Annotated in this window: 18 protein-coding genes; 10 read left to right on the top strand and 8 right to left on the bottom strand. The window is 63.4% G+C overall.

Going from position 1 to position 14,335, the window contains the following annotated elements:
- Positions 1-55: 55 nt before the first annotated feature.
- From BGP85_RS17435 to BGP85_RS17425, 3 genes are all read right to left on the bottom strand, one after another.
- Entirely contained in the window at positions 56-961 is a 906-nt protein-coding gene (locus BGP85_RS17435; protein ID WP_103449072.1) for an alpha/beta fold hydrolase, read from the bottom strand.
- Positions 962-1,137: 176 nt separating this feature from the next.
- Complete coding sequence (locus tag BGP85_RS17430; RefSeq protein ID WP_103449071.1) at positions 1,138-1,824, bottom strand: LrgB family protein; 687 nt, start codon at positions 1,822-1,824, stop codon at positions 1,138-1,140.
- Positions 1,814-2,200: a CidA/LrgA family protein gene (locus BGP85_RS17425; RefSeq protein WP_103449069.1), complete on the bottom strand. Its 387-nt coding sequence runs from the start codon at positions 2,198-2,200 to the stop codon at positions 1,814-1,816. Before BGP85_RS17425 ends, BGP85_RS17430 begins: the two co-directional genes overlap by 11 nt.
- A 99-nt stretch (positions 2,201-2,299) precedes the next feature.
- Between BGP85_RS17425 and BGP85_RS17420 the strand changes: the two genes are divergently transcribed.
- Positions 2,300-3,196 (top strand): LysR family transcriptional regulator, encoded by an 897-nt coding sequence (locus tag BGP85_RS17420; protein WP_103449067.1) that lies wholly within the window; start codon positions 2,300-2,302, stop codon positions 3,194-3,196.
- Here BGP85_RS17420 and BGP85_RS17415 read toward each other — a convergent pair.
- Positions 3,178-3,633, bottom strand: coding sequence for a flavodoxin (locus BGP85_RS17415; protein WP_103449065.1), 456 nt, complete (start codon positions 3,631-3,633; stop codon positions 3,178-3,180). The genes BGP85_RS17420 and BGP85_RS17415 overlap by 19 nt on opposite strands.
- A gap of 129 nt (positions 3,634-3,762) precedes the next feature.
- On the opposite strand from BGP85_RS17415, the gene BGP85_RS17410 reads away from it, so the two are divergent.
- Positions 3,763-4,191 (top strand): PAS domain S-box protein, encoded by a 429-nt coding sequence (locus BGP85_RS17410; protein WP_103449064.1) that lies wholly within the window; start codon positions 3,763-3,765, stop codon positions 4,189-4,191.
- 60 nt (positions 4,192-4,251) lie between these two features.
- Positions 4,252-4,872, top strand: coding sequence for a hypothetical protein (locus tag BGP85_RS17405; RefSeq protein ID WP_103449062.1), 621 nt, complete (start codon positions 4,252-4,254; stop codon positions 4,870-4,872).
- On the opposite strand, the gene BGP85_RS17400 is transcribed toward BGP85_RS17405, so the two are convergent.
- Positions 4,857-5,789, bottom strand: coding sequence for a MerR family transcriptional regulator (locus BGP85_RS17400; RefSeq protein WP_103449061.1), 933 nt, complete (start codon positions 5,787-5,789; stop codon positions 4,857-4,859). The two genes, BGP85_RS17405 and BGP85_RS17400, sit on opposite strands and share 16 nt — an antisense overlap.
- A gap of 198 nt (positions 5,790-5,987) precedes the next feature.
- Here BGP85_RS17400 and BGP85_RS17395 point away from each other — a divergent pair, with 198 nt between their 5' ends.
- The 4 genes from BGP85_RS17395 (at position 5,988) to BGP85_RS17380 (ending at position 7,957) form a co-directional block, all read left to right on the top strand.
- Positions 5,988-6,548, top strand: coding sequence for an antibiotic biosynthesis monooxygenase (locus BGP85_RS17395; protein WP_103449059.1), 561 nt, complete (start codon positions 5,988-5,990; stop codon positions 6,546-6,548).
- A gap of 76 nt (positions 6,549-6,624) precedes the next feature.
- Positions 6,625-7,317, top strand: coding sequence for a dihydromonapterin reductase (gene folM / locus BGP85_RS17390; RefSeq protein ID WP_103449057.1), 693 nt, complete (start codon positions 6,625-6,627; stop codon positions 7,315-7,317).
- A gap of 9 nt (positions 7,318-7,326) precedes the next feature.
- Positions 7,327-7,623 (top strand): DUF1244 domain-containing protein, encoded by a 297-nt coding sequence (locus BGP85_RS17385; RefSeq protein ID WP_103449056.1) that lies wholly within the window; start codon positions 7,327-7,329, stop codon positions 7,621-7,623.
- On the top strand, positions 7,616-7,957 hold the full coding sequence (locus BGP85_RS17380) for a HopJ type III effector protein (RefSeq protein ID WP_103449054.1): 342 nt from the start codon (positions 7,616-7,618) through the stop codon (positions 7,955-7,957). Before BGP85_RS17385 ends, BGP85_RS17380 begins: the two co-directional genes overlap by 8 nt.
- A gap of 31 nt (positions 7,958-7,988) precedes the next feature.
- Here BGP85_RS17380 and BGP85_RS17375 read toward each other — a convergent pair whose 3' ends face one another.
- From BGP85_RS17375 to BGP85_RS17365, 3 genes are all read right to left on the bottom strand, one after another.
- Positions 7,989-8,897, bottom strand: a complete 909-nt coding sequence (locus tag BGP85_RS17375) for an alpha/beta hydrolase family protein (protein ID WP_103449052.1) — start codon at positions 8,895-8,897, stop codon at positions 7,989-7,991.
- A 78-nt stretch (positions 8,898-8,975) separates the two neighbouring features.
- Complete coding sequence (gene fabV, locus BGP85_RS17370; RefSeq protein WP_219811536.1) at positions 8,976-10,187, bottom strand: enoyl-ACP reductase FabV; 1,212 nt, start codon at positions 10,185-10,187, stop codon at positions 8,976-8,978.
- 130 nt (positions 10,188-10,317) lie between these two features.
- The gene (locus BGP85_RS17365) at positions 10,318-11,175 is read right to left on the bottom strand and encodes a LysR substrate-binding domain-containing protein (protein WP_103449048.1); all 858 of its coding nucleotides are present in this window, start codon (positions 11,173-11,175) and stop codon (positions 10,318-10,320) included.
- A gap of 135 nt (positions 11,176-11,310) precedes the next feature.
- On the opposite strand from BGP85_RS17365, the gene BGP85_RS17360 reads away from it, so the two are divergent.
- The 3 genes from BGP85_RS17360 to BGP85_RS17350 are packed head-to-tail and all read left to right on the top strand — an operon-like array spanning position 11,311 to position 14,332.
- Positions 11,311-12,351 (top strand): agmatine deiminase family protein, encoded by a 1,041-nt coding sequence (locus BGP85_RS17360; RefSeq protein WP_103449047.1) that lies wholly within the window; start codon positions 11,311-11,313, stop codon positions 12,349-12,351.
- Positions 12,348-13,244 carry an N-carbamoylputrescine amidase gene (aguB, locus tag BGP85_RS17355; RefSeq protein WP_103449045.1) on the top strand — a complete coding sequence of 299 codons (897 nt, stop codon included), beginning with the start codon at positions 12,348-12,350 and terminating at the stop codon, positions 13,242-13,244. Before BGP85_RS17360 ends, aguB begins: the two co-directional genes overlap by 4 nt.
- 2 nt (positions 13,245-13,246) lie before the next feature.
- Complete coding sequence (locus BGP85_RS17350; protein WP_103449043.1) at positions 13,247-14,332, top strand: extracellular solute-binding protein; 1,086 nt, start codon at positions 13,247-13,249, stop codon at positions 14,330-14,332.
- Positions 14,333-14,335 lie beyond the last annotated feature (3 nt).

The following is a 14,335-nucleotide window of genomic DNA, read 5'->3' as shown; positions in this document are numbered from 1 at the left end:
CCTGCAGCCTCGCCCCATCCCCCGACAAAAAAAACGCCAGGCGATGATCGCCGGCTCAGGAGCAGGCAACACTCTGCGGCAGGTAGCTCAACAGCTGTTCGCGAAAGGCCAGGTAATGGCGCAGCACCTGCACGGGCGCTTCGGTGTGTGGGTAATGGCCGATGCCTTGCAGTTGCACGATATCCGGGTTAGGCACCAGCTGCCGATAGCGCTCGACCATATCCGCGCCGGACAAAGGGTCGGCGATGCCGTTTATGAACCGCAGCGGTATGCCACCGCGCTGCAATGCCCCAACCCAGCGCTCACGATGCTGCCTGCGCTCACGCTGGTAACCCACCAGCTTGTGCAGGACGCGCGTACCGTAGTTGGCGGTGATCAGGCTCCAGCAATCATCCAGCGCGCTTTCACTGGGGTGGGTGCACGGGCCGTAGATTTGGGTCACGTTGCGCACCAGATCGTCGCGCCCGAACGAACGCCCCACCAGCCAGCCCAGGCGGCTAAGGAGCAGCTTCTGGACCAGCGGGATCTGACAGCTTTCCGGGAACAGCCCACTGTTGAGGAACACGCAGCTGGCGATGTCGCCACGCTGTTCGTGGTGCCGCGACAGCAGTTCCTGAGCCACGCTGCCACCGTAGTCGTGTGCCAGCAGATGCACCGGCTGCTCAACCTCCAGGTGCGCCAGCAGCGCCTGTTGCAGGTCCGCCTGCTCCATCAGGCTGTAGCGGTGGTTGAGCGGCTTGGCGGAATCGCCGAAGCCGAGCATGTCGCAGGCAATCACCCGGAAGCGTTGACTCAGCGGCGCCCACAGGTAGTGCCAGTCCCAGCTTGCCGTGGGAAACCCATGCAACAGTAACAAGGGCTCTCCTTGCCCTGCGGTCCAGTAGCGGATGCTCTGGCCCCGGAATGAAAAACACTGCCCCCGGGTACGCCAGACGCGCAATGGAATCTCGGCGATAGGCATCAGGATTGTCCCGGTGGAGTGGTGTCGACGGAATAGGGCAAGGCTGCGGTCATTGCATGTCACCTCGGCACTTACATGTGCTCTCTATGTCGAGGTCGAGTGTAAGCAGCAGCCCGTGATGTGAAAATTGCGTTACCAGCCAGCTTGATGACCGAGCGAGTCAGTGGCACGTAAGGTCACAGCAGCATCGCCAGCAACGGCGCGGCGAACAGGTTGAGCAGGCCGGTGAGGACCATGACCAGGCCGGCCACCGAGCCCTCTTCGCGGCCCACTTCCTGGGCCCGGCTGACCCCGGCGCCATGCGCGCCCACACCAAACAGCGCGCCCCGCGCCAGCGGTGTACGCAAGGGCAGCCAGCGCAGCAGCACGCCGCCGAACATGGCACCCAGCACCCCGGTGAACATCACGAACACCGCAGTCAGTTCCGGTACGCCACCCAGGTCATGGGCCAGCGGCATGGCGAATGGCGTGGTGATCGAACGCGGCACCAGCGACAGGCTGATCGCATCATCCAGCGCCAACAGGTGCGCCAGGCTCCAGGAACTGGCGATCGACGCCGCGCTGCCCGCTACCATGCCCAGCAACAGCGCCGGCCAATGCCGCGCCAGCATCGCCCGCTGTTGCCAGATCGGCACGGCGAAGGCCACGGTCACCGGGCCCAGCACGCTCATCAGCCAATGGGTGTTGCGCGAATATTCAGCGTAAGCCGTGTGCAGCGGCACGGCCACCGCCAGCAGCAATGCCGGGACCAGAATCAATGGCGACATCAGGTAGCGCCCGGTGCGTCGATATAGCCAGCGGCTGGCCAGGTAGGCCGCCAGGGTCAGTGCCAGCCAGAACAGTGGCATGGGTTCAAGGCTCATGGCGCAACCTCCAGCGGCAGACCAGTTCCACGGTCACGGCGGTCACCACCATGACCATCAGGGTACTCACGGCGATGACCAGCAGGATGCGCCAACCTTCGCTGCGCATCAGGCTGCCGTAATCGAGCAGGCTCATCAGCGCCGGGATGAAGAACAGGAGCATTTCCGCCATCAGCCAGCCAGCGCCCAGTTGCAAGGTGGCCGGCTTGAGCACACCGAAGGCGAATAGCAGCAACAGCAGGCCCAGGCCCATCACCCCGCCAGGAATCGGCCAGCCCAGCCAGGCGGCCAGTTGGCCACCGAACAGGAACAAGGCCAGCAGGACCGCCAGCTCGACGAGCAGGCGCAGGGGCTTTTTCAGTAATGCGGGTTTCATGGGCAGGGGTTCCTCGACAGGCCCTCATTTTAAGATTCGGCTGCCTAGGCCAAAAGCGAATTGTTAGACTTGCAGCCATTCCACAATGGAATCTCGACCATGGAATTCAAACAGCTGCGCAGCTTCATCGAAGTCGTCCATCGCGGTGGCTTTACCCAAGCCGCACAAACGTTGCATATCAGCCAGTCCGCCGTGAGCAAGCAGGTCGCTCAATTGGAGCAAGATGTGGGCCAGCCACTGCTTGAGCGTCAGGCCTCACAGCTGCATCTGACGGCGGCCGGACGCATCGTGCTGGCACGTGGCGAAGCGCTGCTGCGCGAGCGTCAGGCGCTGCTCAGCGAGCTCGACGACCTCAGCCAGATGGCTCGCGGCGAGCTGCGCCTGGGTTTGCCGATGCTAGGCAGCGATACCTTGTTCGCCGGGCTGTTCGCCGAATACCGCAGGCGTCATCCGAACATCGCCATTCAACTGCTTGAAGGCGGCAGCCGTAGCGTCGAACAGGCAGTGAGGAATGGCGAGCTGGAGCTGGGCGGCAGCCTCACTCCGAGCGACCCGGCATTCGATTACCAACCGTTCTGCAATGAACCGCTGGATGCCCTGCTGCCGGCCGGGCATGCGCTGGCCGCGCTGGACCAGGTGAGTCTGAAGCAGCTGGCGGATACACCGTTCCTGCTGTACCAACGCAGCTTCGTGCTCAATGATCGCTTGCTCAAGGCTTGCCAGCAGCAGGGCTTCACCCCGAAGGAAGGTGGCCGCAGTGGCCAGGCGGACTTCCTGGTGGCGCTGGTCGCGGCCGGCCAGGGCGTGGTGCTGCTGCCCCGTGTGGTGGCAAAAGCGCTGGAGCGCCCCGGAGTAGTGCGCTTGCCGCTGAAGGCCCCGACGGATCTACGCTGGGATATCGCCTTCATCTGGCGGCGTGGGGCCTACCTGTCGCGTGCGGCGCAGGCCTGGCTCGAATTGCTGCAGGAGCAAACGCCTCAGCCTTTCAGTGCTTGAGCAAGCTCTGCCAGCCAAGGCTCGGCATCAGCCTCTGGGGTCACGGTCTCGCTGGCATCGAGCTTCAGCATCGGCAGCACTTCCCGTACCCCCAGCTCGGCGAACAGTTCGCGCATCTGCTCGCCGCCGCCGCAATAGGTATCGCCATAGCTGGAGTCACCCAGGGCAATCACCGCGCCCGGCAGCCCACGCCAGGCCGCTGGCAGGGTGTCGCGAATGCTGCTGAACAGTGGCATCAGATTATCCGGCAGCTCACCCATGCCAGTGGTCGACGTCACCGCGAGCAACGCTTCAGGGGCAAAACCCTCGAGATCTTGCTGGGTAGCACGGGCAGCATGCCAGGCTTCAAAGCCTGCAGCCTTGAGCAACGAAGCGGCATGGCGGGCGACTTCTTCGGCGGTGCCGTACACCGAGCCGGAAATAATGGCGACTTTCATCAGGAAGAGGATTCCGAAACTGAGTGAAAACGTAGGATACTAGCATTCGACGCTGGCAAAAGGCCGCCTCTACCGCCACCTCTACCGCCACCTCTACGAAAGTCCCCTTCATTGCCCAATGGTCCAGACATGATCAACGCGCAGCTGCTGCAATCGATGGTCGACGCTTCAAACGACGGGATCGTGGTCGCCGAACAGGAAGGCGACGACACCATCCTGATCTACGTGAATGCGGCCTTCGAACGCCTGACCGGCTACAGCCGAGACGAAATCCTCTATCAGGATTGCCGTTTCCTGCAGGCCGATGATCGCGATCAGCTGGGCCGGGCGCGCATTCGCAAAGCCTTGGCCGAAGGCCGTCCGTGCCGGGAAATACTGCGCAACTACCGCAAGGATGGCAGCGCATTCTGGAATGAACTGTCGATCACCCCGGTGAGGCACGATGCCGATCAACGCACTTATTTCATCGGTATCCAGAAAGACGTCAGCCGCCAGGTCGAACTTGAGCGTGAACTGGCCGAAATGCACGCTCGTCGGAATTCCGACGAACGAGGCTGAACCAAGCGCCCTGAGCACGGTCAATTTCCGTTGAAGAAATCGTCATCACCGAGTTCGATCATGCAAGCAGACGCGCTCCTGACTCAGGACGAACTGGATTTCATCCAGGACATGCAGCACTCCCCGCAATTGAACCTGGCCGACCCCATGTCGAGCCTGCTGGTCAATGGCGACCGCCGTATCCAGTCCCTGCTTGCCCGCCTGGTGGCCAACGAGCAGGTGACCCTGCAGGCTCAGTTCAACAACCAGCAAATCAGCTTCCCGCTGCAGTTGGTGGAAGACGAGTTCCATGCCGTGCACCTGCAGATCGGCTCACCGGAAATCTACGAAGACGACGGCCCCATGCTGCGCCCTTGGCGCCTGTCGATGGAACAGCCCAGCGCGCTGCGGGATGCCCAAGGCAAGGCCAGTGGCCTGCTGGTCCGGGACATTTCATTCAAGGGTGCGCTGCTCGAGGTGCGTGGCCAGGCGAAAGCTCCATCACGTTTCGATCTGTTTTTCGCCCCCGAGGGCATCAGCCCGATCGGCCTGCATGGCAGGCTGCGTCGGCGCATCGGCCCAGACCTGGCCGCCTACGACCTCAGCCGCAGCCCCGCCGACGAAATCGACCGACTGCGTGAGTACATCCTCCAGGCCCATCGTCAGGCCCATCCGGAACTGCACGATCAGGTATCGAGCTGACCGGCCAGATACTGCCGCAAGCGGCGATGCATCAGCTCGCCTTCCGCACCAAGGCACGCAACCGGGCTGCCCGCAAGGCTGTCCTGGGCGCTCTCGGCCGCCTCACCGGCCAACAGCAATGGGCATTCCAGGCTTACTGCCAGACGCCTGAGGCGCTTGTTCAATTCGACTGTCGGCGAATGGTTGGCAAACAGCACCAGCGCATCCGGCCGCAGGCGCTCACACACCAGCGGCAACTCTTCCAGCGACTGGCCGGGCATGAGCAGACTCACGCCAATGTCATCGCCGCCCAGAAGCAGGCCGGTCACCAGCAGTTCCAGCTCGTGGCACAGCCCGGGAAGCGGAGCCAGCAGTACATGGCGCGCGCGCGGCTGACGCGAAAGCTGCAAACGGGAGAACACCCGGCCCCGCAAGAACTGATCAAGGAATAACCACTCGCTGGCCTGGCCGAACGCCCCCTGCCCCGCCGCCAGATCATGCCAGACGGGCAAGAACACATCGCCGAACACCTGGTCCAGGGCGATTGTCGCGAACACTTGGTCGAACAGCCGGTCCAGGCTCGGCGCGTCGAAGCGATTCACAGCCTTGCGCACCTGAGCCTGCCAGTGCGTTCTGTCATCAGCTGAAATCACGCCCTGGGCGACTGCCTGGCCGCGGGCGAGAATACCCCCGACCTTGCTGACCGCAACGCCTCGCTCAAGCCAACCCAGGATGCTGCGGACCTGTTCGATATCCGCCTGGGAGTACAACCGGTGACCGCTATCGGTGCGGGTCGGCTGGATCAGCCCGTAGCGGCGTTCCCATGCACGCAGGGTCACGGCGTTGACCCCGGTCAGGCGCGAAACCTCACGGATGGGGAACAGGTCCTGGTGTTGCAGGCCTGTCTCGATCTCCGAGCTACGTCCCTGTTTGTTCATCTGCACTGAGTAACCTGTGTGCGGAAGTTGAACGGTCATTCTACTACGACAGCTTAGGCCGCAAGCCAGCAACCGTTTGCGAACAATTGTTAACACTGCATGCGCCCGATTCTTGCATGCCTGTTGCCGTTGCCCACCACCCCGGGCCACGCAGCCAAGAGGCCGGCTACCCGCCAGCCCGTCGCCAGGAGATACACAATGTCTACCCCACCCGTCACCTTGATGGTGTCGCGCCGCGCCGCCCATGGCCGCTACCAGGACCTGCTGGCCTGGCTGCACGAAGGCGAGCAGCTGGCCACCGACTTCCCCGGCTACCTTGGTTCGGGCATCCTCGCTCCGCCCCACGACAATGACGAATTCCAGATCATTTTCCGCTTCAGCGACGAGCCTACCCTGCACGCCTGGGAGCACTCCGCCTCGCGCCGAGCCTGGCTGGCTCGCGGTAATGGCCTGTTTGAACGCCCCAAAGAGAGGCGCGTCAGCGGCATTGACGACTGGTTTGGCACCAATACGGTGCAAAAGCCGCCACGCTGGAAGCAGGCCGTGGCTATCTGGCTGGCCTTTTTCCCGGTCTCGCTGCTGTTCAACGTGCTGTTCGGGCATTGGCTCGCGATGCTCGAGCTGGTGCCGCGGGTCTTGCTCAGCACGCTGGCCCTGACACCGGTCATGGTCTATCTCTTCATCCCGCTGTCCACCCGCCTGCTGGCCAACTGGCTGCACGCCACGCCAGCCGCCAGCCCGGCGCTGCGCAGCCGCTGAGGCAAGGTCATACAAGCGGGAACAGTTCGGGTATGCTGGGTGGCAACGACAGGACAGACAAGTTGACCGCCCGCACATGAACAGCCCTATTCTCGTCACCGGCGCCAGCCAGCGCGTCGGGCTGGCCCTGGCCTTCGAACTGGCTCAGGCCGGCCATACGGTGATCAGTGCCAGCCGCAGCCTGCAGCCGCAGTCCGCGCACCCGAACATCGTGCAGTTCCAGGCCGACCTCTGCGTCAGAGCCGACCGTGAAGCGTTGATCGACCACCTGCAGCGCAACTACGACGGCCTGCGTGCAATCATTCACAACGCCTCGCTGTGGCTGGACGACGACCTAGACAACCTCGAGACCATGTTCCGCCTGCACGTCGAAGCGCCGTACCACCTCAACCTGGCGCTCGGCGAGATGCTGAACAAGGTCGACAAGGCCGACATCATCCACATCTGCGACGAAACCTCCTCGCGTGGCAGCAAAGGCCACATCGGCTACGCCGCGACCAAGGCCGCGCTGCAGAACATGGTGCTGTCGTTCGCCGAAAAATACGCGCCCAAGGTGCGCGTCAACGGTATCCTGCCGGGCCTGCTGATCCTCAAGGAAGGCGGTGACGAGGCCTATCGCCAGCAGACCCTGAAAAAGGCCCTGCTGGAATTCGAACCCGGCGCCGGGCCACTGATCGAGACAGTGAAATACCTGCTCGCCAGCCAGTACAGCACCGGCAGCCAGGTGGTCATCAACGGTGGCCGCCACCTGAAGAACCGCATGATTTGAGAGACTGCCATGACTGAGCAACAACAGCTCGAACTCGAAGCCGCCGCGTTCCGGCGCCTGGTCGAACATCTGCAGAAACGCACCGACGTGCAGAACATCGACCTGATGAACCTCTCCGGCTTTTGCCGCAACTGCCTGTCCAAGTGGTACAAGGCCGCCGCCGACGAGCGCCAGGTCGACATCAGCCTGGATGACGCCCGCGAAGCGGTGTACGGCATGCCCTACACCGAGTGGAAAGCCCAATACCAGAAAGAAGCCAGCGCCGAGCAGCAAGCGGCGTTTGAACAAGGAAAACCTCGTGACTGATCTGAACACCCTGCGCACCAGCCTGGCCAGCGGCCAACACGTTTTTGCCGACACCCTGGCCTTCATCGCCGGCAACTACAGCTACCAGCCCCAGGCCTTCAACAACGGTGGCGTGGAAAATGCCGCCGGGCAGAACGAAGGCTCGTGCAAGACCCTCGGCCTGGCCCTGCTGGAAGGCTTGAGCGACCAGGAAGCGCTGCTGGCCTTCGGCGAGCACTACCGTGACGTGCTGGCCACTCCAGAGGGCAGTGACCATGGCAATATCCGTGCGCTGATCAAGCATGGGCTGGCCGGCGTGAAGTTCGCCGAGCTGCCGCTTTCGCGCAAAGCTTGAGATGGCTAGGGCCGCTTTGCGGCCCAGCATTTCAACTGATATTCGTCCCCGGCACTCCATCTGCCAGCCCGCCCTCCTGCAACCACTGCAAAGCAATCGGCCACAGGTTTTCGCGAAACCGGTCATGGAAGAATGCGAAATGCCCAATCTCATCGACCGAGATATCCACAGGCGCAATCCGCAAATGCCGCCGCTGCGCCGCAGGCAGATATCCCAATAACCGCTCGGTCGCCGCCACGGTGCCAAACGGGTCATCCGTCAGGCTGATGGCCAGGGTCGCGGCCTTTACTTGAGCGAAGGGCAACACTGCCAGGCCGCGCCCGCTCGGGCGCTGTTCGTAGCGCGGTGTGCGAGTGGCCCAGTCATGCACCACACCGGCGGGCGTATCCTCAAGCCAGCCAAGGCGCTTGCCGGGGAAGTAGCCAAAGGCGCGGGTCAGCAACGGCATCACCACATGCCATTTGCCGAACAGCCGCCAGCGCTGGTCGGCGGCATAGTCGCGCCAGTAGGCAAACTGCGCACCGACCATCACCACCCGCCGTACCTGCCCGGCCGACGGCGCCAGGCCCACGGCGCAACCTCCGAAACTGTGGCCCACTACGTCCACTGGCTGACCGGGAAAATGCGCGGCGGCGTGCGCCAGCATGGCTTCGAAATCCAGCCGGCCCCAATCGCTCCACGAAGCCTGGAAGCCGCGCAGCGAGTGCGGGCGTGATTCGCCAATCCCGCGATAGTCATAGGTCAGCACATCGCAGCCTTGGGCGAACAGGTAATCGGCAAAACGCGAGTAGTAGCGGCAGCGTACCGAAGTGGCCGCATTGATGATCACCAGCGGACGCTGGGAATCTGCCTGGGCGTGACGCCAGCAGAAGCCACCGAGGCTATAGCCGTCGGCCGTGGCCTGGCGAAAGGCGGTGGCGGGTTGGGTGAGGCTGCTCATGGCGCACTTCCTGTTGTTGTGCGCCAAAACTAGCAAAAAAAATGGGGGCCTGTATCGGCCCCCATCTTTTATATCGATTTACAGTTCGATGCAGTCGAACTTCACATCGGTCGCCACGTCTTCGTCGTAGTTGACGTCAGCGCGCTCGAAGCCGAACAGGTTGAGGAACTGCTTCTTGTAGCCGGCGTAGTCGGTCAGCTCGAACAGGTTCTCGGTGGTTACTTGTGGCCACATGGCCTTGCACGCGTCCTGTACGTCGTCGCGCAGCTCCCAGTCGTCCAGGCGCAGGCGGGCTTTCTCGTCCACTTCGGCCGGGGCGCCATCGGCACGGTACAGGCGATCACGGAACATGCGGTCGAGCTGGTCCTGAGTGCCTTCGTGCACACCCTTTTCCTGCATGATCTTGAAGACCATCGACAGGTACAGTGGCATCACCGGGATGGCCGAGCTGGCCTGGGTGACCACCGACTTGAGCACCGCCACATTGGCGCCGCCCTTCACTTCACCGGCCAGTTTCTTGTCCAGGCGCAGTGCGGTTTCGTCCAGGTCCTGCTTGGCCTGGCCCAGGGCGCCGTGCCAGTAGATCGGCCAGGTGATCTCGGTGCCGATGTAGCTGAAGGCCACGGTACGTGCGCCTTCGGCCAACACGTCAGCGCCCGCCAGGGCGTCGATCCACAGCTGCCAGTCCTGGCCACCCATGACGGTGACGGTGTCGGCGATTTCCTGCTCGGTGGCCGGCTCGATGCTGGCCTCGATGATGGTGTCCTTGTTGGTGTCGATGGCGGTCGACTTGTATGGCTGACCGATCGGCTTCAGCGCGGAACGGATCAGCTCACCGGTCTGCGGCAGCTTGCGCACAGGCGAAGCCAGCGAGTAGATGACCAGGTCGACCTTGCCACCCATTTCGTTCTTGATCAGCTCGATGACCTTGGCGCGGGCTTCATCGGAGAAGGCGTCACCATTGATCGACTTGCTGTACAGGCCCTCGGCCTTGGCGAACTTGTCGAAGGCAGCGGCGTTGTACCAGCCGGCGGTACCGGCCTTGGTCTCGGTACCTGGCTTTTCGAAGAACACGCCCAGGGTGTCGGCCTTGAAGCCGAAGGCCGCGGTGATTCGGGCTGCCAGGCCGTAGCCGCTGGAAGCGCCGATGACCAGGACCTTCTTCGGGCCATCCTCGCGCACGCCCAGCTTGCGGGTGGCTTCGATCTGGTCACGGACGTTGAGCTCGCAGCCCTTCGGGTGAGTCGTGGTGCAGATGAAACCGCGAACCTTAGGATGAATGATGGCCAATGTCTGTACCTCGTCAGGTTTATGCCGGGGGAACCGCCGCATGGGCGATTCCGATTGATCAGAGGGTGAGACTACCCCCGCTGGTTATCCGACACATATTACGGGGTGTTTGAAGCGATTCAAACGCCGGTCATACCTGCAACTCACCGCGCAGCCAACCCAGAAACTGCCGTGCCAGCGGATCATCCTGGCTGTCCCGATGCACCAGGCAGGCCCACGCCGGACCGCGCACCCGCTGCGCAGACAGTGCCTGCAGGCGCCCCTCGCCCACCGCCCGCTGCGCCAGCAACTGGCTGACCAAGGCAACGCCCAGCCCTTCGCTCGCGGCATCCAGCAGCAGCCCAGGATCGGAGAAGTTCAGCCCCTTGCCCTGCTGCCCCACATCCTCGCCACCTTCCAGTTGCCAATGGCTCCAGTCCATTTCGCGCTCGCCATGCAAGGTGGTGCGCTGCTGCGCAGGCGTTTGCAGCAACGAGGGGTGGCAGGCGGGATACAGCTGGTCGTGATGCAGCACGGTAAAGCTGCACTCAGCCTGGGCACTTAGATCGTCGCGAATGGCCAGGTCGATGGTTTCGCTGGCCATGTCCGGCACCTCGAAGCTGGTGAACAACCACAAGTCGACCTGTGGGCAGCGCTGATGGAAATCGGCCAGACGCGGCAGCAGCCAGTGCCGGGCGAAGGCCGGGCTGGTATTGACCACAAGTTGATTCGGCTTGCGATATTGCTCCAGGCGGCGGATGCCCACGGCCAGGTGCTGCAGCATGGACTGGGTGGTGCTGAGCAGATCATGCCCGGCATCGGTCAGGCTGACGCTGCGACCGCTGCGGTAGAACAGTGGCTGCTCCAGGTAGGTTTCCAGGCTGCGGATCTGCTGGCTGATAGCCGACTGAGTGAGGTTCAGGGCTTCGGCGGCCTTGTGGAAGCTGCCAAGCCGGGCTGCGGCTTCGAAGCCCCTGAGGGCATTGAGCGGTGGCCAGTGTTTGAGCATGATCGATAAGCCCTGCTAATCAGATGTCGGCTAAATCTATCGTTTGTCGCCACCACTTGATAGCCATAGCATGGGCACCAACACCCGCGACGGCGGGCTTCGTTGATAAAAATCCTTAATAGATCGGAGTTCACTATGCACCTGTCCCTCGACAGCGGCTGGCGTATGCCCGCCGAATGGGCCCGCCACGCGGCGACCTGGATGGTCTGGCCACACAATCAGGCGCTGTGGGAAAGCGGTTGGCGCGTCAGCCTGGCCGATGTGCAGCGGGACTATGCCCGTGTAGCGCAAGCCATTGCCCGCTTCGAGCCGGTGAAGATGGTCGTCGACCCTTCTGCCCTGCAAAGCGCCCGCGCCCTGTGCGGCGCCAACATCGAACTGATCGAACTGGCCGTGGACGACAGCTGGTGCCGTGACAGCGGTCCAAGCTTCGTTTGCCACCCGCAGCATGGCCTGGCCGGGCTGAGCTGGCGCTTCAATGCCTGGGGCGGTAAATCGCAACACAGCCAGGACCGCAGCCTCGGCCGCCGTATCCTCGACCAGCTGGGCCTGGACGGCTTCAGCACCTTCCTGTGCAACGAAGGCGGCGCGATTCATGTCGACGGTGAAGGTACGCTTATCACCACCGAATCGGTGCTGCTCAACCCCAACCGCAACCCCGGTATCGACAAGGCTGATTTCGAAGCCTGTTTCGCCCGCTACCTGGGCATCAGCAAGACCATCTGGCTGCCTGGCGACCCGCAGTACGTCACCGGCGACATGACCGACGGCCATGTCGATGGCGTCTGCGCCTTCGCCCGCCCAGGCGTACTGCTGGTCGATGCCACCCACGATCACGGCTCGGTCTACGCCGAAGTGGTCCGCGAAAACCGTCGCGCCCTGGAACTCGCCAGCGATGCTCAGGGCCGTCATTTCGAACTGCTCGACCTCTATGAAGCCAGCGCCGCAGTCGATCAGGACGCTGAAGTGTTCTGCGCTTCCTACACCAACTTCTACATCGCCAACGGCGCGATCATCATGCCGGCCTACGGCATCGCCGCCGACCAGGACGCCGCCGAGCAACTCGCCCACGCCTTCCCTGGCCGCGAAATCGTGCCGGTGCGTATCGATGCCATCGCCCACGGCGGCGGCGGCATCCATTGCATCACCCAGCAGCAGCCGCAGGTGCAGCCATGAGCCTGCTGCGCATCGCCACCACCCAGATGCCTTGCAGCTGGAACCTGCCCGACAACCTGGACCGCGCCGAGCAGCTGGTACGCCAGGCCGCCGCCGATGGCGCGCAGGTGATCCTGCTGCAAGAGCTGTTTGCCACGCCCTACTTCTGCATCGAGCAGGACCACAAGCACCAGGCACTGGCCGAACCCTACCCGAGCAGCCCGATCCTGCAACGTTTCGCGGCCCTGGCCGGCGAGCTGGGCGTGGTACTGCCACTGAGCTGGTACGAGCGCGCCGGCAATGCATTCTTCAACTCGCTGACCGTAGCCGATGCCGATGGCCAGTTGCTAGGCGTCTACCGCAAGACCCACATCCCCAACGCCATCGGCTACCAGGAGAAGGAGTACTTCAGCCCCGGCGACACCGGTTTCAAAGTCTGGGACACCGCCTTTGGCTGCCTCGGCATCGGCATCTGCTGGGACCAGTGGTTCCCGGAAACTGCCCGCTGCCTGGCCCTGCTGGGCGCCGAGGTGCTGCTGTTCCCCACCGCCATCGGCTCCGAGCCCGGCTGCGCCGAGCTGGACTCGCGTGATCATTGGCAGGTCGCCATGCGCGGTCATGCCGCCGCCAACCTGGTGCCCGTGGTGGCCGCCAACCGCGTCGGCGTGGAAGTGGCCGATAGCGATGAATCACTGAGCATGCGCTTCTACGGCTCGTCGTTCATCTGCGACCACAAGGGCGCGATGCTCGCCGAAGCCGACCGCAACAGCAGCGGTATCTGGCTGCACGACCTGGACCTGGCACGCATGCGCGAAGACCGTCTGAGCTGGGGCATCTACCGCGACCGCCGCCCGGAAATGTACGCGCCGCTACTGACCCAGGACGGCAAGCACCCACACAGCCTGAGGGCCTGAGCATGAAACGCCACGTTATCGCCGCACTGGGCCTGGCCCTCTGCGCCAGCCAGGCCCAGGCCGACCAGCCCACCCTGCGCCTGTACAACTGGGCCGATTACTTCGCCGAAGACACCCTCAAGCAATTCACCGCCGAAACCGGTATCCAGGTGATCTACGACGTGATGGACGGCAGCGAGGTACTCGAAGCCAAGTTGATGTCCGGGCGCAGTGGCTACGACCTGGTGTTCCCCGGCGATACCGTGGCGGAACGCCTGATGCGTGCCGGCAGCCTGCAGCCACTGGACCACAGCCGCCTGGAAGCCCTCGACGATATCGAGCCCGGCCTGCGCAAGCTGCATGCGCAATACCCCAAGGCCAGCCAGGCGACCGTGCCCTACACCTGGGGCACCATCGGCCTGACCGCGAATGCCGAGAAAGTCCGCCAGCGCATGCCCGATGCCCCGCTGGACAACCTCGACCTGCTGTTCAAGCCGGAGCTTGCGGCCAAGTTCGCCGATTGCGGCATCTCGATCATTGACTCGCCCGATGAAGTGCTGGCCGTAGTGCTCCATTATCTGGGCCGCGAACCGCGTAGCGCCAAGCGTGAGGACCTGGCGGCCGCCAGCGAACTGCTCAAGGCGGTGCGCCCGTACATACGCAAGTTCCAGTCGCAACCGGTGACCGAGTTGGTCAACGAGAACCTGTGCCTGTCGCTGGGCTACAGCGGCGACGTGATCCAGGCCCAGCGCGCCGCCGACGCTGCCGACAAGCACCTCGACTTCCAGTACCGCGTACCGCGCCAGGGCACCACGGTGTGGATGGACACCATGGCCATCCCGGCAGATGCCCAGCACCCGGAATACGCCTATCGTTTCATCAACTTCGTCATGCGCCCGGCGAACATGGCTGCCATCAGCAACTTCACCGGCTACCCCACGGCCAGCGCCAAGGCGCGCCAGGCAGTTGACCCGCGCATGCGCGACAACCCCGACATCTACCTCGACGAAGCCACCTACGCCCGGCTGATTCCGGGCCGGGACATTCCACAGGCCGACATGCGAGCGCGCATGCGCGTGTGGACCCGTTTCAAGACTGCACAGGACTGACCC

Origin of the sequence: Pseudomonas putida (genome assembly GCF_002906855.1) — a bacterium.
GTDB classification, from domain to species: Bacteria; Pseudomonadota; Gammaproteobacteria; order Pseudomonadales; family Pseudomonadaceae; genus Aquipseudomonas; species Aquipseudomonas putida_N.
This window is presented reverse-complemented; position numbering and strand designations above follow the sequence as displayed.